Source organism: Psychrobacter sp. AOP31-B2-9 (genome assembly GCF_052378005.1).
Taxonomy (GTDB): Bacteria; Pseudomonadota; Gammaproteobacteria; order Pseudomonadales; family Moraxellaceae; genus Psychrobacter.
This window is the reverse complement of sequence record NZ_JBQSXG010000062.1, coordinates 1-18474: the sequence shown is the minus strand read 5'-3', so window position 1 is coordinate 18474 and position 18474 is coordinate 1. Positions and strand designations below refer to the sequence as shown.

The following is an 18474-nucleotide window of genomic DNA, read 5'->3' as shown; positions in this document are numbered from 1 at the left end:
AAAAAAATTAACGAAACTGACGCTTGCCAAACGAGGTGCTGGCTTGCTTGGCTTTTCTAAGTGCCAGCTTGCGGTTACGACTGAGCATCATTTTGAGCTGCCATACTTTTTCTTTATATAACGTTGTCGCAGGCTGATGATGCATGGCATTGATAATACGTTTACTCGCCAGCACCGCATCAGGTGAGCGCTCAGAAAACTCCGTAGCGAGCTGCTTGGCTTGTTCAAGTGGGTTGTCACCACAATGACTCACTAGACCTAATGCCTGAGCTTCATCAGCATCAATAATACGCGCGCTCATAGCCAGCTCTTTTAAGACATCTTCACGCACGACGCCAAATGCTGATTGCGTTAAGCCCATATCAGGTACCAGTCCCCATTTAGCTTCCATGATAGAGAGCTGACAATCAGGATGACTAATACGCACATCGCAAGCAAGCGCTAGTTGCAGCCCTGCTCCAATACAGTAGCCTTCTAAGACTGCAATAACGGGGACAGGTAAATCACGCCACACCAAACATACCCGTTGGAAAGCGCTCTGCCATGGTTTTACTAACTCCCAAAAAGCAAAAGCTTTATTCTTTGGATGATTCAAATCACCCAAATCAATACCCGCACAGAACGTGCCTCCTGCACCATTTAATATCACCGCTCGTATCGTTTGATCTTTGCTAATACGACCTGCCAAAGCAATCAGCTCGTTCACTACTTTGAAGCTCATGGCATTTTTTTTGTGTGGGCGATTCAAAGTGACCGTTAATATATTATCAGTGATACCAACTTGTAAGGTCTCATACTTGTAAGTAGCAATCGGTTTCATAACAATCCTTATTAATGAATGAATAAAATATAGCGCCGATAACAATGATACTAACAGGCTTATCTCTACCCTACCTCAGCAATAACTGACTGTGACGGTACAATATAGTCAAAGAACCACTAGAGCACTCACTTTACTATGGTATTCCTATATGATTATTCTGTTAGATCATTTTCCAGGTCATATCATTTTCACTCAAGCGATGATAAGTCAGCTGAGGATAGCCAGATAAATCTAACACCTGTAAGTTATTTAACGCTAACATTAGCGCCTCGTAATACGGCTCAAGCATAGCAAACTGTGCAGGGGTGGTATGCTGTACATTCAATAAACACTTATCTTCTAAATCTTGACTGGCCTGACGTAGCTGTGGCACACCTGTATAACGACTACCGCCTAATATACGATGAGCAGTTTGTGCCAGCATATTGCGGTCTCTCTTTTCCCATGCCTGGGCTAGTGCCTGTTTTTCATCATTAATCGTATCAAGCATCATAATAATAAGCTTGGCTGCCAAATCAGGTTTATTTGCTGAGCGATGCAATGCATCTTGCCAATCCAAAACCTCTAAACCTCTAATTCCTTGATCGTAATCTCCTGACTCTGTATATGCTATCCGCTCATCATGAGAACTACCTATTGGTTTTTTCGGTGCAGACAATAATGGTACCTGTCCATGTTTATTTAAATGTAGACCTTCATAACGAGGTTGGGTTTCACGTGATGGTTCTCGCCTATAGTCGTCACGAGGCTGACTGTCACGTAGGTAATTGTCACGAATTTTTTTCAATGATAAAGGACGAGTGATTTTTTGTGGGTTTGTGATATCAGATGCATCATTCTTATCGGTTTCATCTCCTTGTACCATGGTGTAAGCTTTAGTAGCAGAATCAGAGGGCCAAGTTGACTGTATTTCAGCATCTCTATTTTGCAAATCATGAGGCTGAATACTATTACTCATTGAGTGACTAGTGACCGAATCGATAACACCAGTCTCTGTCTCTGTCTCTGATACCTCACCATCATACAAGTCAACGCTTTGTAAATCTGTGCTAGGCAGCACCATTAATTCTGATGTGTTCGATGTCCGTCCAAGCCATTTTTGTAGTACTTGTAGCAATTGCGGTTGGCTAATAGGTTTACCAACATAATCATTGATGCCACTGGCGATCAGTTTATCTCGTTCATCCGCTAAGCCATGCGCTGTCAGCGCTATAATAGGGGTATGATTATCATCACTTTCAATATCGCGAATCTGACGCGCTGCCTCATGCCCTGACATACGTGGCATTTGAATATCCATAAATATTAAATCAATATTATCTTTACCCTGAATAGCCGTTTTATCTTCGGTATTTGCATCTTCAAAAAGCGTACTATTAGATTTTTTATTCGCTTCATCGCGAGCTTCCGCTTTAGAGAGCTGAGTTTTACTTGACAGACTCTGCTTATCATTTTTCGATAATTTGGTGTGTTTAATCTGCTGCTTACTGATAATCTCTATGGCATCAAAACCACTACTTGCTGTCAAAACATGAATACCAAGTTCACTCAACAAAGCATCTAATACCAGTAGGTTGGGTAGATGATCATCGACTGCTAGAACCGTTACCCCTTTCCAACGTGGTTCTTGCAAACTGGTTGGTACAGTCCGCTTTTGCGTATCTAGCATGGCGTAGAGCTGTCTTTTATCCAATGGTTCATACAAAATATTGGCATGATAGCGATTCAATAGTGCCTGATCCGCAGCCACTTGATAACCAAATACCGCAAGCTTGCCTTGGTAATGCAAGCGAATCTGTTTGAGCAGCGCCATCATATCGTCTTGTGTATCATCATCAACGATGACCCAGTCCCAATAATTACCGCGTTCTTTTAATGATTCAAGCACACCTGGCAATGAGTTGGCTTGGGTCAGTGTAATCGGTAAATATTGCAAGCTGGCTTTGAGCACTTGGATAGAGGCGGCATGATTAATCCATACCAACACATTAAACTCATCGGTCTCACTCGCAAGCGGTGCCAAGACTGGCAGTTCAATCGTTTGACCAGTGGCTGCTTCTAGTACATCGACATGGGCTGGCATACGAAACCAAAACGTCGCGCCCTGATTGGCGATGTTTTCTTGCGCATTGTCATGAAAGCCAATGTCACCGCCCATCAGCCTAGTCAACTGCTTGGAGATGACCAGACCCAGTCCTGTACCACCGTATTGACGAGTGATAGATGGATCGCCTTGACTAAAGCTCTGAAACAGCATTTTTTGATCTTCTACAGAAATACCCTTTCCACTATCTTGTATACTAATCATCAGGTAGTTGTCACGGTGATCATCCAAGCTCACCCGTACGACCACATCTCCAGTATCAGTAAATTTAATGGCATTGCCCACAATATTGGTCAATACCTGCTTGAGACGCAGAGCATCACCGTTGATACGCATCGGTACATCGTTATAAAACAGCACCGCCATGCGCAAACCTTTCTCTGCTGCTACTGGCGAGAGCATATCTACCACATCATAAATGGTGTCATAGAGGTCAAACTCATGGCGATCGAGTACCAATTTACCTGCTTCAATTTTGGAAAAATCCAAAACATCATTTACCAATGCTAGCAAATGAGCTGAAGACTTACGTATGGTGTGCACATACAAATCTTGCTCAGGATTTAACTCACCATGACGTGCTAATAGATTAATAAAACCATCAATACTGTTAAGTGGTGTACGCAACTCATGACTGATATTGGCCAAAAAAGCAGACTTGGCTTGACTGGTCGATATGGCGGCATCACGCGCATTTCGAATAGAGATGTTTTGCATTTCCATCTCGTCAAAGGCCAAACGTAAATCATCTTCCGTTTGCTCTGCATGATCCTTAAGCTCTTGAAAGCTCATATGCAAACGGCGGAATGTCCTGACCAAATCTTGCTGCAGCAGATTGAGCTCACCATCTGATTCAACCGGAATGGGATAATACAAATTATCTACATGAGTGCGTTGTAGCTGCAAACGTAACTCATAGATTGGTGTTATCCAGCGCTTTGAATAAATATTTAAACTGAGTAATAAAATCAATATCGTGAACAAACCAGTAATCACTAGCGCCATGGCAATACGATAACGCGCAATATAAAGCGGCTCGTTATCCATATCGATTAATAACCACAGTCTTTGTCCTTCAAAATCGCCTAGCACACTGCCATAAGCAGTACCAATCGGTGTTTGCTTTTGTGACAAGAAGCTTTCTTTGGTATCGATGGATGGCCACGCTTCATCTAATCCGTAACCAACGGCGGTAAGCACCTGATTGTTTTCGTCAATAATAGCAATACGCTGTACGTGTTGCTCCGACTGCATTCGACCCAGCTTATCTTGGATATCTTCAAGCTTTGTGATAACCGTCTGAGGCGTATCACCTATATAAATTTCGCTAGTAACTTGCTTTTGCTCTTGCTCTAATAATTCAGGAATGAGCTCGGCAATCACTGGTGTATAACGAATAAGCACCGCTTCAGCCAAGACACCTTGCTCTGAGTTACTCGCACGCATGGTTTCATAAAAGACCAAAATACCGCCAACGGCTGCCAACACACAAATTGGTAAAAACACCAATATGATTAATTGGTCATACGCACTGCTTGTATCAAAACGTTTTTTATATGCCATGCTAGTGTTACTCTCTACTGGAATGTTTGCTACCTATTAATCGTAGCGGCAAACCATCCTACCTAATAAAAAATTGTCTAAGATCGACTGAATTGAAGATGCGCCCTAGATACTTCAGCCATTTTAACAGCATTTATAAACACAAATATCATCATCTATGCCATTAACCGCATACTTAGATTTCTTCTACTGGGACTTCTGATATATAGTAAATACCTGTTGCTTTAACATCATTTAAATTATCTAGCCATTTTCGAACGCCACTCATTTAACAAAATATATTGATGCCATCAGCGTAGCCAAAAACAAAATGATATAATGACTCAAATTTTTACTGGCTATCGCTTTGTTGCGACTTATTGAAGTGGCAGTAGTACAATTAACCACTAAATCATTAACTTACCGCGATAGCAACTGTAATCACACCTTTACTCGAAAACTAAAATTATATTTAAAACTTAATATCAAAAATTAATAAGGATACCTTATGTCCGTGGCAGCCATATCAAATGCTAATTTTATTACTCAGGTCTCCACGCTTGCTGACTGTGTCGGTCAGACACCATTGGTTAAACTACAGCGCTTACCTGACACAGAGCAACTAACAAATGGCGCTACCGTACTGGCCAAGCTTGAGGGAAATAATCCAGCAGGTTCTGTCAAAGATAGACCTGCTTTCAATATGATTTATCAAGCAGAACAGCGTGGTGATATCAAGCCAGGCGATATGCTCATTGAAGCAACCAGCGGTAATACGGGCATTGCTTTGGCCATGGTCGCCGCGATGCGTGGCTATCCGATAACACTATTGATGCCGACCAACTCAACCCAAGAGCGCAAAGATGCCATGATTGCCTATGGTGCGACGTTAATCGAAGTCGATGAAGGCATCGAGGCGGCACGAGATTTGGCGATGCAAATGCAAGCAGCGGGTCAAGGTGTTGTATTAGATCAGTTTAACAATCCTGATAACAGTCACGCTCACTACCTGACCACAGGCCCTGAACTATGGGCTCAAACTGGTGGTAAAATAACTCATTTCATCAGCTCAATGGGTACCACTGGTACGATTACAGGTGTGGCACGATATCTTAAAGAACAAAACCCCGACATTAAAATTATTGGTCTACAGCCTGATGAAGATGCATCTATTGCAGGTATCCGCCGTTGGCCTGCGGCTTACATGCCTGGTATTTTTGATGCGGATTTGATCGATGATGTGATGGATATCAATCAGCGCATTGCAGAGATTTATATGCGCAAACTGGCAAAAACAGAAGGTATCTTTGCAGGAGTATCTTCAGGTGCAGCAGCTTGGGCTGCGATACAGGTTGCCAAACAAAACCCAGACGCGGTTATCGCTTTTATTGTATGCGATCGTGGTGATCGTTATTTATCGACAGGTTTATATAATGTCAATGATAGCGTAGACCATACAGCACTATAATCTTATAAGAATCAATATTATAAATAGTCGGGTTTATCTATGACACAAGCATTACCTTCCGACCCTATACTGGTCTTTGATATCGAGACTGTCGCTGATACAGAGGGTGCGCGGCGTATCTACCCGCAGTTGGCTGAGCTCAATGACGAAGACGCACTAAGCGCATTGACTGCGATACGTATGCAAGAAGCCGGGCATGATTTTATGCGCCTGCCATTACAGCGTATTGTCTGCATTTCTGCATTGTATATCAAAGATGGCAAGTTTTCTTTATTTTCACTAACAGCAGATAAGCTGAGCGAAAGAGAGATTCTTACCAAGTTTTTTAGAGCTTTTAGTGAGCTTAAAAAGCTACCACAGATTATCAGCTGGAATGGCTCAGGCTTTGATATTCCGGTGCTTATTTATCGCGCCATGCAATACGATTTATCAGCGCCATGGTTATTTGAAGAAGGCGAGCGTATAAAAAACATGCGCTTTGACAATTACGTCAATCGCTTCCACACGCGCCACCTTGATTTGATGGATAGATTTAGTCAATACGGTGCCAGTCGCCGTGAAGCCATGGATGTCGTTGCACGTTTGTATGGCTTACCAGATAAAACAAAATTAGATGGCAGTATGGTTGGTAAGCTTGTCACTACTAATGACTGGCAAACGCTTTCTATCTATTGCGAATCCGATGTGATGAATACTTGGCTCATATATTTACGTTGGTTGCGCTTGACCGGACAACTATCGTCACAAGACTTTGATGCTTGGCAACAGCAGAGCTATGACTATTTAGCAGGATATACCCAAACAGATGGTCAACTGCGTCATCAGGACTTCATCGCTCATTGGTCCTCTGCACCCACATCGTGACATAACAGCATTACAAGCAATCACTTTTACTTTCATTTTTAGTTACTTATCATTAAGGCAGGTTTATGCAACCCACCGATTCAAAAACGGCTATAACCTCTGACGCGACGTCACAAACCAACGCTGGCCAAACTATCATCGTTCCGCCAAGCAAGAAAAAATCTAAACCATCATCAAAAACACGTCGTCGCCTAAAAGATGCCGAACCAATTCCTTTTACCATCGATAGATTGTCGCATGATGGTCGCGGTGTTGCCACCTATGGCAATGGTTTTGGGGTTGACGATGGTCATGCTGAAGACAAACATGGCAAAACAACCTTTGTCAGTTTTGCTCTACCCGGTGAAAGCGCGTTGGTCAAAATAACCAATAGTCGTAGCAGTTTTGAAGAAGGCGATGCCGTTAGCATTACTGCCAATCCAAATCCTGAGCGCACCGTACCACCCTGCCCGCACTTCGGTGTCTGTGGCGGCTGTAACTTGCAGCATTGGCAGCCAGAAAGCCAAATTACCTTTAAGCAATCTGTACTGGCCGAGATGCTCATCCATCAGGCCAATGTAACACCTGATAACTGGCTCGAACCCGTGGTCGCTGATCGTCTTGGTTACCGTACCAAAGCACGAATGGGTGTGCGTTATGTCACCAAAAAAGAAACAGCGTTGGTCGGCTTTCGCGAGCGTTCAAGTAACTTCTTAGCAGAATTAAATGAGTGTCACATTCTAGACCCAAGAATTGGTTTTGAAATTGAAAACTTAAAAGCACTCATTAGTACGTTAGAGAGTCGCAATAAGATTGCCCAGCTTGAACTGGCCATGGGTGAAAAGATACCTGAGCTGCCAGATGGCAACCAGCCCGTTGCGCTTATCGTGCGTAACTTAGAACCATTGTCAGACGCTGATATAGAGAAACTCAAAGTGTTTTTTGCAGAGCGTAATTGGCAGTTATATTTACAATCTAAAGGGGCTGACAGCATTCAGCGCATCGCACTGACCGATGCTGATGATATGAGTCAGCAGTTTGGGCGCTTGTATTATCAGCTACCAGAGTACGATCTGACGTTTGAGTTTATTCCGACTGACTTTACGCAAGTAAACTTATCGGTCAATCGCAAAATGACCAAACTCGCCTGCGACTTATTGGATCTAAAAACAGGAGAGCGCGTACTGGATCTGTTTAGCGGCTTGGGTAACTTTAGCTTACCACTAGCACGGCTTGTTGGTGAGACAGGGTCTGTAATCGGCGTAGAAGGCAGCGAAGCCATGACGGCGCGTGCAGCAGATAACGCACGACGCAATGGTATCCATAACACCGAATTTTATAGCCAAGACTTGACGCAGGACTGTACCGACAAACCGTGGGCGAACCAAGGGTTTGATGCATTGCTGATTGATCCACCACGCTCTGGCGCATGGGAGATTATGCAGTATTTGCCTAAATTTAATGCTGAGCGTATCGTTTATGTCTCTTGTAATCCTGCGACGCTCGCCCGTGATACAAAGGCGTTATTAGAACAAGGCTATCGTTTGACAGATGCTGGCGTGATGGATATGTTCTGTCATACGGGGCATGTTGAGTCGATCGCCCGTTTCGAAAAAATAGCGGTCTAGTCGTTCTCTGACGATATTTATCTTTATAAATGGCTGACATTACATAGCCTCGCTTGATTTGTCGCCTTAAAATGAGATAATAGTGAACAAATTTTCTATGTTGATTTTATTTATGGCTAGAAAGTTTTATATCTATAACTTTATATATTTTATGCACAGTTTATGGCTGCTAAAAATTTTTAGCAGCTCTATCGGTTTATAGTGAATACTTTTTGAATCATAAACTTATGGCATTCAAAAGATAAAATCAGTAAGTCAAACAAGTTCAAACACTACGAGCCGTAGACTAAATAATTTTGACACCGCTGATTGTATTTTTGGGGTTTGGTAGTAGAGTGTGTATAGTAGATGCAGTTATAATCAATTCAAAATAGCTAAGAGGAGTCGGCTATGGTAAAAATTCGTGAAGGATTGCCACTTGTGGATGGACAGACCACAAAAGCCGATAGTGCAACACTTGCGGCACAGCTGGTCGCGAGCCAACGCTCTCATCAGTCTGCCAATAGCTATGCTCAAATTCCCCTTGATATAAAATACCAGCTGACCACTCATAAGCTACATACTACGTTTGACCGTTCAGCATTACACACTATCCATAGTCATGATTCCCACAGCAATGATTCACATAGTCATGATTTAGAGCTTGATAATGAATATTCCAACAACCCGCTTTTAGATGAAAATAACCCTCTCGCTGAAAAAGAGCCAGAAGTCATTGATTTAGATCAGGTGAATATCGATGTCCCTACTTGGTTAGACAACGTGGCCAAGCGTATCGGACAAGACTCTGTACCCAACTTGCATGCTGCTTGTGAGTTCATTCGTAATCACATGAATACCAACGAATCTGAACGCTCAGGTGCTTATGTGACTGGTATTGGTATGACCGACATACTGACCTACCTTTATCAAGACGAAGACGCCCTTGTCGCGGCGATGCTTTATCGCAGTGCACGTAAAGAAATCATAAGCCTTGCCGATATTGAAAAGAACTTTGGATCGCATATATCTACTTTGGTCAAAGATGCCTTAGCAATGGGTAAGCTGTCTGAAATTATCGAAAATAATAAGCGTTTGGAAGATCACTTTGTCAACAACCAACGTGACCAGTTATCCAATATCTATAGCATGCTTATTTCCGTCACTAACGATGTACGCGTGGTGCTTATTAAGCTAGCAGAGCGTACCTTTGCTATGCGTGAGCTGACATTTTCTAGTGTCACTCGGCAAAGTCGTGTGGCACGGGAAGTCATGACCATTTATGCACCATTAGCGCATCGGTTGGGTATAGCGCAACTTAAATGGGAACTTGAAGACTTAGCTTTTCGTTATCTCGCACCTGATCGCTACAAAGAAATTGCCAAACTCCTCTCCGAAAAACGTAGCGAGCGTGAGTCTTATATTCAGCGTGTACAAGACCAGCTCAATGAAGCCTTAGCAGCGTCCAATATAGAAGCCGAAGTTTCTGGACGCGTCAAGCATATATATTCTATCTACCGAAAAATGAAGCTCAAAGGCTTATCCTTTGATCAGCTTTATGATATTCGTGCACTGCGGGTACTGGTCACCACGCCTTCAGACTGTTATCACGTACTCGGTCTGGTACATGGCCTATGGCGTTATATTCCTGAACAGTTTGATAACTATATTACCAACCCCAAATCTAACGGCTATCGCTCACTACATACCGCTGTTATTGCTGAGAAAAAATCTCTTGAGGTACAGATTCGTACCCATGAAATGCACTTTGAGGCTGAGCTTGGCATGTGTGCGCATGTCAATTACAAAGAAGGTCTAAAGAATAAAAAGGATAACTATCTCAGTCAGAGAATCAGCTCTCTACGTCAATTATTATCCATTAATAATGAAACACGTAATCAGCTACGCTCACCTTCATTAACAGATGACGAACTCGATGATACGGAGCTCGATGAAGAGGAGCAACTCGTTGACTTTGATGAGCTCGAACGTATTTATATCTTCAGCCGTGATGGCGATATTACCGAGTTACCAAAAGGTGCCACCGTTCTTGATTTCGCTTACTACGTGCATACGCAGGTTGGTAACCGTGCCCAAGCCGCGCGAGTCAATCAGCGCTATGTGCCATTGACTTATCAACTCAAAACAGGTGAGCAAGTTGAAATCATCACCAAATCATCACGTGAACCTAATCGTGACTGGTTGGTTGCATCCCTCGGTTATATTCATACCAACCGTGCACGCTCAAAATTAAGGCAATGGTTCAATAAACAAGACCGTGATAAAAACATCGAGATTGGTCGTCAAATGCTCAGCAAAGAGCTTGAGCGGTTATCAGTACATCCAAACAGCATTGACTTAAATGACTATCTTCAACATTTTAATGTCAATACCACCGACGATATTATCGTTGGCTTGGTGACTGGTGAAATTGGTCTAAACCAGCTCACTAGCCATATTTCTCGTCAGTTACATCTAGAGCCTGAGAGTCCTCCAGAAGACTTCATACTTAGTGTCGATAACAGAGATGCAGACAAACTCGATGCTTATAAAATCCATATTGATGGATTAGATAATATTGAAGTTCATTTAGCAGGCTGCTGTCACCCTGTACATGGTGAGCCTATTGCTGGTTATATCACCTTGTCACGAGGTGTCAGTGTCCACAATCGTGGCTGTCCCGAATATGCACGTTTAATAGAGCGTGATCCAGAGCGCGAAATAGAAGCAGCTTGGCGCGTTCAATCCGGTCGCTATCAACCAGTTGATATTCATGTAGAGGCATATGACAGACGAGGACTATTGCGTGATTTGACACAAATTATTGATAAAGAAAACGTCAATATCCGTCAGGTTCAAACCCTTAGTAATGACGATAATATCGCTTTTTTGAAGTTTCATATTGAGGTTTCAGGACTGGCTCATTTATCTAAGCTACTGGCCAAATTGGAGCAACAGCACGGTATCTTACATGCTCGTCGAGCTGTCGTCTAAACAATACCTTGGCATTGCCTATTTACTTAACAATACTCACTTAATAATACAGCCATTAGAAAAACATCATGCCTGAACTACCTGAAGTAGAAACCACCAAGACTAGTCTTGCACCACTGCTAACACAGCAGGTTGCTGATGTAAAAGTATTTCAACCTAAACTACGCTGGGCGATGCCTGATGATTTAGATAAATTGGTTGGTTTTACACTTGATAAGGTTGAGCGCAGAGCAAAGTATTTGATACTCAGTTTCTCATCATCACGATTCAATGCTAACCGTAATACAGCCAAAGCTGCGACGTTAGAAACACGTCAGCTGTTAATTCATTTGGGCATGTCTGGCAGCTTGCAGCAACACAGTTATGGTACCGATAAACGCAAACACGACCATTTAATCATAGTCTTTAATGATGTTGATAACACACCATCTCAGCTACACTACTATGATCCAAGACGTTTTGGCTCAGTGTTATGGTATAAAGATTATGGCACGAAACTATTAGACCATTTAGGGCCTGAGCCACTGTCAGACAATTTTACTGCCGATTACTTATATCAGCTCATTCAACGCACCAACTTACCAACTAAAAAACAGCCTATTACACGCCCTATCAAATCCATTATTATGGAACAACAGGTCGTGGTAGGTGTTGGCAATATTTATGCAACCGAAAGCTTATATTTATCAGCAATTCATCCCGCAACACCCGCTCATCAATTGTCATACGATCAGATTGTTGTACTAGTTGATCATATCAAAGTCATCCTTCAAAAAGCCATCATACTTGGTGGCTCAACGTTAAAAGACTTTACAGTTGCCAGTGGTCAAACTGGTTATTTTCAGCAGACATTAAACGTTTACGGAAGACAAGGAAAGGCCTGTCCAACTTGTAATACCATACTTGATAATATAAAACTTAACGGTCGAGCAAGTGTTTTCTGTCCGAGCTGTCAACCATCGATGTGAGCAGTATTTCAGACAGTTACTGCCTATCTCATTCACCATAAATATATCAACACAGTTATTTTAGGAAAACACCTTATATTTTTTCATTAAGGTCGTTATATCATGCGTATTTTTGTTGCTTATTAGCCCGCATCTTGCTTTAATAGCAATAGCACTTACATAAATAGTGCATACGGTTTATTTATCTGTAATATTTAACCTAGCTATCGTTGCCGCGATATTTCTTTTTGAAAATAGCAGCAGCCACCAATCATACTAATTGTGAATTTTAGGATATCGTTATGACTGTTAAAGCCAAGAATCAACGCACATTTAAGCAAAAAGCTTTTACTGTCGCCGCAAGCTTAAGTTTAATGGCCGCTAGTATGCAGCCTGCCTTGGCAGCAATAGAGATTGATGAAACGGACTTTGGACCTTCCTACGAAACCATGTTGGTCGATACTGCTGTAGGCAAACCTCTACAACTTGTGAGCGCTGTCACTGGTACGGCTCTCTATCTTGTTAGTCTACCCTTCTCCGTCATCGGTGGTAAAACCACTCAAGCACAGCAAAAGCTAGTTGTTGAGCCTTGGAGCGCGATGGGACGTTGCTTAGGTTGTACAGTTGCTGAAGACAGCTATTATAAATCACAAGTCACGGATGATGATATCGTGCGTATCGTGGTAGACCAACCATCAGAAATTTTCATTAATACCAATGACTATGTCGTGGTCAATCCATAAGCAGTTATTATTAGAAAACGTTCAATGATGAACACACTCTAAAAAACAACTTTGTAAAATGACAATAAAAAAGGCTAACCTCGCGTTAGCCTTTTTTATTATTTTATTCGCCATAACAGGCAGTCAAAAACTCTAAATGGATATAAAACAGCTGAGTGCATATGCTACTAATATTACATTTGAAGAGAGTAACCCTGTAGCGACTTTCTGACTATAGCTTTCTTTATTTTGAACCATTAGTATTGCTAAGCTTAGCACTAATTTCACGCAGCAATTGCACCTCTTCTGAAGGCTCAACGACTTCTTCTACCACTTCTTCCACTTCATCAGCACGGCGCATCTTATTGACCATTCTCACCATCATAAAGATAATAAACGCCAAAATAATGAAGTTAATCAATACAGTAATAAAATTACCGTATGCTAATACAGGTACACCCGCTTCTTTAAGTGCATCATAAGTCATAGCAATACCGTCAGGAGCATCACCTAACACTAAGAACATATTCTTAAAGTTGATCTCGCCACCGAAAATAAAAGCGACAAATGGCATAATAATATCGTCTACTAAAGATTTTGTGATAGTAGCAAAAGCGCCGCCAATGATGACGCCAACCGCTAGGTCCATCACATTGCCTTTTAACGCAAACTCTTTGAATTCTGATGTCATGCTCATAATGTATCTCCTAAAATTTTTTCGAGTATACTATATTTTATGTGCTACACAATAAACCATCTGACAACAGGCAACATTTTAGTGTTATAAGGTTATTTTTACGTATTTATTACTATAGTCAGAAAACTCTAAGATGCACACAAGACAGCCATAATACTCAACCACCTTACTACATTCAGTATAACTATTAATTAGGCAATAACACTCTATCTAAAATAAAAAAGGCTAACATTGCGTTAGCCTTTTTTATGAAAACGTTCGAGCTAAGCAGGCCTATTAAGCACCTTTTTTACCACGACCATGACGCTTACGCTCACTTTCAGTCAAGTAACGTTTACGGATACGGATAGCTTTAGGTGTTACCTCAACCAACTCATCATCCTGAATAAATTCAAGTGCTTGCTCAAGCGTAAACTTCACTGCTGGAGTCAATGTTAATGCTTCATCAGTACCACTAGCACGGACGTTAGTCAACTGCTTAGCAGTAGTCGGGTTAACCGTCATATCATCACTACGAGAGTTTAGACCAACAATCATACCCTCGTATACTTCAAGCTGTGGCTCAGCAAATAACTTACCACGTTTTTGTAGGTTGAATAGTGCAAAGCCTAAACAAACACCTTTCGCCATAGAAACAAGTACACCATTAGTACGACCACCAACATCACCAATCTTCTGTGGACCGTAATGTGAGAAGCTTGATGTCATAATTCCTGAACCTGAAGTCAAGGTTAAGAATTCAGAACGGAAGCCGATCAAACCACGTGCAGGGATAGTCGCTTCAATACGCATACGACCTTTACCATCAAGTTCCATGTTAGTCATTTCGCCTTTACGTAGACCAACTTGCTCCATGATAGAGCCTTGATGATCTTCTTCAATATCAAAGACAACGTTTTCATACGGCTCTTGTAGTTTACCATCCACTTCTTTAACAATAACTTCTGGGCCTGAAACACCCATTTCAAAACCTTCACGACGCATGTTTTCGATAAGTACAGATAAGTGAAGCTCACCACGACCTGATACTTTAAATTTATCAGGAGACTCTGTGTCTTCTACACGTAGTGCCACGTTATGAATCAATTCACGCTCAAGACGCTCACGAATGTTACGTGACGTCACAAACTTACCATCACGACCAGCGAATGGTGAGTTGTTTACTTGGAAGTTCATTGAAACTGTAGGCTCATCAACCGTTAGCGCTGGTAATGCTTCAACGTTAGCTGGATCACAAATTGTATCTGAGATATTAAGTGCATCAATACCAGTGATACAAACAATATCACCAGCCTGTGCATCTTCAACATCAATACGATCAAGGCCGTGGTAGCCCATAATTTTTAAAATACGGCCATTACGCGTACTACCATGCTTATCAATGACAGTTACTTGTGTGTTAAGTTTAACTTTACCACGCTGAATACGGCCAATACCGATAACACCAACAAAGCTGTTATAGTCAAGGCTTGAGATTTGCATACGGAACGGCGCATCTGCATCAACCTGTGGCGCTTGTACAACATCAACGATGGTTTTGAACAGTGGCGTCATATCATCAGCTAAGTCATCAGCTTCTAGACCTGCAATACCATTCAATGCTGATGCATAAACAACTGGAAAATCAAGCTGTTCATCAGTTGCACCTAAGTTATCGAACAAATCAAAAATTTGATCCATAACCCAGTCAGGACGCGAACCAGGACGGTCAATCTTATTGATTACAACAATAGGCTTTAGGCCTTGCTCAAACGCTTTTTGCGTTACGAAACGAGTTTGTGGCATTGGGCCATCAACAGCATCAACAACTAAAAGTACGCAGTCAACCATCGACATGACACGTTCAACTTCACCACCAAAATCGGCGTGACCTGGGGTGTCAACGATGTTGATACGATACTCTGTCTCTGAAGATGTATCTGTCCAACGGATAGCTGTGTTTTTAGCCAAAATGGTAATACCACGTTCTTGCTCAATATCGCCTGAATCCATTGCACGTTCAGCAATGTTTGCACGGTCGCCAAAAGTACCAGACTGATGTAATAACTTATCAACCAAAGTTGTTTTACCGTGGTCAACGTGGGCAATAATTGCAATGTTACGCAGGTGTTTGATATCGTTCGCCATATAAAATGCTCGTTTCGTCTTAAAAAAATGCAGTAGCATTAAGCGCCGCTGGATAAACCTTTATCATCAACCAGATAGATATTGAGTATTTACTTTTAGACGATCGCACAGTGTGTGCTATTAATCAAATAATTTCAATATAATCAAGTATCTACACTGATAAATTCATCATACAGATAGCTATGCTAATGTACATTCTGTCAATTTACAGAATGTTTGGGTCGCTAGTATAACATTATTGATTCATAAATTTATGTAATAACTTACTTTTCTCAATACATAAATAAAAAAAAGCCACCCAATGGGTGGCTTTTTTTGTAACTATATATTTATATTACATAACCAGTTGGCTATTATTTACTGAACAACCATATCTTTAGTTTGTTCAACAGTCATTGTTTTGTCACCAGTAATGATGGCATAAACACGACGGTTCATAGCACGACCTTCTTCAGTATCGTTTGGCGCGATTGGGTTGTCATAACCATAACCAACGGTTGATAGACGGTTTGGAGCAATACCGAATTCATTAGTTAGCATAGATTTAACCGCAACGGCACGAGCTTCAGATAGACGTTGGTTATAACGTGCTGAAGGACCAGTTTTAGAAGCATGACCTTCTACACGTGCTGTAGAGTTAGGATACTCACGCATCTTCTCTGCTACTTTAGCAATCTCTGGTTGATACTGTGCTTTGATAGCTGATTTGTCGTTATCAAAGAATACACGTAGCTCCATTTTTAGTTCGTCAGTAATGTCTACTGGTACTGGGCAACCGCGTTCATCTACAACTACGTTCATTGGAGTGCCTGGGCATGCATCGATGCTATCAGGTACACCATCACCATCAGAATCAAGATCAGATTCAACTACTACTACTGGAGTAGTGTCGATAACTGGCTCTTGCATTGGTGGTACTGCTACTGTAGGTGCTAAATGGCCACCAAGTACAACTTCTAGACCGGCCAAAGCCATGCCTTCCCACCAGTTGTTATCAAAGTTATGAATCGCACGAGCTTCACCACGTAGGCTTAAAGCGTCGTTGATACGATACATAGCACCTAGACCTAGATTACCAATAGTATCTTTAGATTCTGCAACTTCAGTACCAGCGTTAACTGTACCTACAGAAGAACCTTCAGCAGCAGTATAAGTTTCTTGGTTCTCTACTTTGATCTTAGACTGACCAGCACCAACCAACACATATGGCTTGAACGCACTATCAGTGTAACCAGTAAACTCTTCAGTACCAATTAAGAAGTTACCAGAAAGCATGGTTTGTTCTACGTCAAAGCGGTTAACACCAGCTTTTGCAGAATCTTCAGAGGCTTCGCCGTTTGCACTTGACACACCATACTCTACTTGGAACTGAGTAGAAGGAGTTAACTCAATACCTAGTGCAGCACCAGTGTATAGGCTACTTTCTTTAGCTACGCCGCCATTATTAGGATGACCATTAGCACCATTAAAAGGAGTACCATCGTCGATGTTATTACCATCAGCATTTACGTACAAGTTTTTACCAGTTTTAAGAATTTCGCGTTGCTCGTCATGAGCTTCGCCAGTGTAATGGTAACCTAGTAACAATGGGCTAATAGTTACGCCAGCATTAGCTGCTAAAGGTGCAGCCGCTACAGCAACCAGAGCTAGAGCAATTTTATTCAATTTCATGGACTTCCTCCAAAGGATAATTTTAGTGATGCGTTAAGCAAAACCGCTTCTCAAGATGCTCTAAAATAGACATCTTTTACGAATTTTAAGTGACAAAGCAAAACCAATTAAGGAGTAGCTTAGCGATTATCAATTCAGTTTACAACTTTTTTCGTTAACGAGCTACACATTATTACACGATAATGTCGTAACTAAAACACAATAACCAGCTTAAGTTACCTAGAACTAACACACCTTACGCTTTTTATCTTTTGTATGTCAGTTCACAATAGATAGTAAACCTAACAGTATCTATTGTCTGAGCTTATTTTAGTACAGTTAGTATTTTTTCTCTATTATTAAAACCTGTCATTCACTAATTGAAACATTTTTTGACAGTAGACATATATTCTGTATATATTAGATTAGCCAACATTATTCTATACATATGTAAAGCAGACATGGTTTTAAATTTTAATACACCCAATATATTAAAAATACTGTTTTTGGTACATTCTATTAAATTCAAAAGTAGTACAAAGCAACCGAGTGTAGAGGTATATGTGATACTTCAAGCGAGGTTAAGTTAATGCTTTTATGGTGGAATGACTATCGCTGATATTTCCAGAACACGTAACTAGCCAATAATAAAAAGCGAGATCGTTTTGTTGAACAACATTACTCACTATAGGTAATCAAACCTCATGACATTGCTCTATAAGATATCGTCAAATTATGACAAGCTATCTACACGTTTCTCACTTATATTGCTATCAATGAACGATGAGTTCATGCGTAAAAGGCTTAGCTTATATATAACTCGAATCTATAGCGTGTTTTTTTGGGGAAAAACATACAATAAAAAAGTCTCAAGACAAACCAAGGATTTTAGAAGCAAACAAGGTTTTACGCTGGTCGAGCTCATTGTCACTACAGCAGTGTTAGCAGCT

General features: G+C 41.3%; 12 protein-coding genes. 7 read left to right on the top strand and 5 right to left on the bottom strand.

What is annotated here, in order from left to right:
• Nucleotides 1-7: 7 nt before the first annotated feature.
• Both ACT3SX_RS08640 and ACT3SX_RS08635 read right to left on the bottom strand, forming a co-directional pair.
• On the bottom strand, nt 8-820 hold the full coding sequence (locus ACT3SX_RS08640) for a crotonase/enoyl-CoA hydratase family protein (protein WP_192519851.1): 813 nt from the start codon (nt 818-820) through the stop codon (nt 8-10).
• A 163-nt stretch (nt 821-983) separates the two neighbouring features.
• Nucleotides 984-4490 carry an ATP-binding protein gene (locus ACT3SX_RS08635; RefSeq protein WP_442069715.1) on the bottom strand — a complete coding sequence of 1169 codons (3507 nt, stop codon included), beginning with the start codon at nt 4488-4490 and terminating at the stop codon, nt 984-986.
• A 487-nt stretch (nt 4491-4977) separates the two neighbouring features.
• Between ACT3SX_RS08635 and cysM the strand changes: the two genes are divergently transcribed.
• From cysM to ACT3SX_RS08605, 6 genes are all read left to right on the top strand, one after another.
• Nucleotides 4978-5937 (top strand): cysteine synthase CysM, encoded by a 960-nt coding sequence (cysM, locus tag ACT3SX_RS08630; protein ID WP_442069713.1) that lies wholly within the window; start codon nt 4978-4980, stop codon nt 5935-5937.
• A 39-nt stretch (nt 5938-5976) separates the two neighbouring features.
• Nucleotides 5977-6801, top strand: coding sequence for a 3'-5' exonuclease (locus ACT3SX_RS08625; RefSeq protein WP_442069711.1), 825 nt, complete (start codon nt 5977-5979; stop codon nt 6799-6801).
• Nucleotides 6802-6866: 65 nt separating this feature from the next.
• The gene (gene rlmD, locus ACT3SX_RS08620) at nt 6867-8408 is read left to right on the top strand and encodes a 23S rRNA (uracil(1939)-C(5))-methyltransferase RlmD (protein WP_192519855.1); all 1542 of its coding nucleotides are present in this window, start codon (nt 6867-6869) and stop codon (nt 8406-8408) included.
• Nucleotides 8409-8798: 390 nt separating this feature from the next.
• Complete coding sequence (locus ACT3SX_RS08615; RefSeq protein ID WP_442069709.1) at nt 8799-11381, top strand: RelA/SpoT family protein; 2583 nt, start codon at nt 8799-8801, stop codon at nt 11379-11381.
• 68 nt (nt 11382-11449) lie between these two features.
• On the top strand, nt 11450-12349 hold the full coding sequence (gene mutM / locus ACT3SX_RS08610; protein WP_192519857.1) for a bifunctional DNA-formamidopyrimidine glycosylase/DNA-(apurinic or apyrimidinic site) lyase: 900 nt from the start codon (nt 11450-11452) through the stop codon (nt 12347-12349).
• 281 nt (nt 12350-12630) lie between these two features.
• Nucleotides 12631-13071, top strand: coding sequence for a hypothetical protein (locus ACT3SX_RS08605; protein ID WP_192519858.1), 441 nt, complete (start codon nt 12631-12633; stop codon nt 13069-13071).
• 223 nt (nt 13072-13294) lie between these two features.
• On the opposite strand, the gene mscL is transcribed toward ACT3SX_RS08605, so the two are convergent.
• The 3 genes from mscL to ACT3SX_RS08590 form a co-directional block, all read right to left on the bottom strand.
• Nucleotides 13295-13747: a large conductance mechanosensitive channel protein MscL gene (gene mscL / locus ACT3SX_RS08600; protein WP_192519859.1), complete on the bottom strand. Its 453-nt coding sequence runs from the start codon at nt 13745-13747 to the stop codon at nt 13295-13297.
• Nucleotides 13748-14023: 276 nt separating this feature from the next.
• Nucleotides 14024-15874 carry a translational GTPase TypA gene (typA, locus tag ACT3SX_RS08595; protein WP_192520678.1) on the bottom strand — a complete coding sequence of 617 codons (1851 nt, stop codon included), beginning with the start codon at nt 15872-15874 and terminating at the stop codon, nt 14024-14026.
• A 357-nt stretch (nt 15875-16231) separates the two neighbouring features.
• A complete protein-coding gene (locus ACT3SX_RS08590; protein WP_442069707.1) occupies nt 16232-17545 on the bottom strand; it encodes an OmpA family protein in 1314 nt (437 codons plus the stop codon).
• Between the two features lie 683 nt (nt 17546-18228).
• Between ACT3SX_RS08590 and ACT3SX_RS08585 the strand changes: the two genes are divergently transcribed.
• A partial coding sequence (locus ACT3SX_RS08585; RefSeq protein ID WP_444519170.1) for a type II secretion system protein occupies nt 18229-18474 on the top strand: 246 nt, incomplete at its 3' end.

Coding starts and splice junctions, on each gene's coding strand:
- ACT3SX_RS08640 (WP_192519851.1), bottom strand. CDS start 820: ATGAAACCGATTGCTACTTACAAGTATGAGACCTTACAAGTTGGTATC.
- ACT3SX_RS08635 (WP_442069715.1), bottom strand. CDS start 4,490: ATGGCATATAAAAAACGTTTTGATACAAGCAGTGCGTATGACCAATTA.
- cysM (WP_442069713.1), top strand. CDS start 4,978: ATGTCCGTGGCAGCCATATCAAATGCTAATTTTATTACTCAGGTCTCC.
- ACT3SX_RS08625 (WP_442069711.1), top strand. CDS start 5,977: ATGACACAAGCATTACCTTCCGACCCTATACTGGTCTTTGATATCGAG.
- rlmD (WP_192519855.1), top strand. CDS start 6,867: ATGCAACCCACCGATTCAAAAACGGCTATAACCTCTGACGCGACGTCA.
- ACT3SX_RS08615 (WP_442069709.1), top strand. CDS start 8,799: ATGGTAAAAATTCGTGAAGGATTGCCACTTGTGGATGGACAGACCACA.
- mutM (WP_192519857.1), top strand. CDS start 11,450: ATGCCTGAACTACCTGAAGTAGAAACCACCAAGACTAGTCTTGCACCA.
- ACT3SX_RS08605 (WP_192519858.1), top strand. CDS start 12,631: ATGACTGTTAAAGCCAAGAATCAACGCACATTTAAGCAAAAAGCTTTT.
- mscL (WP_192519859.1), bottom strand. CDS start 13,747: ATGAGCATGACATCAGAATTCAAAGAGTTTGCGTTAAAAGGCAATGTG.
- typA (WP_192520678.1), bottom strand. CDS start 15,874: ATGGCGAACGATATCAAACACCTGCGTAACATTGCAATTATTGCCCAC.
- ACT3SX_RS08590 (WP_442069707.1), bottom strand. CDS start 17,545: ATGAAATTGAATAAAATTGCTCTAGCTCTGGTTGCTGTAGCGGCTGCA.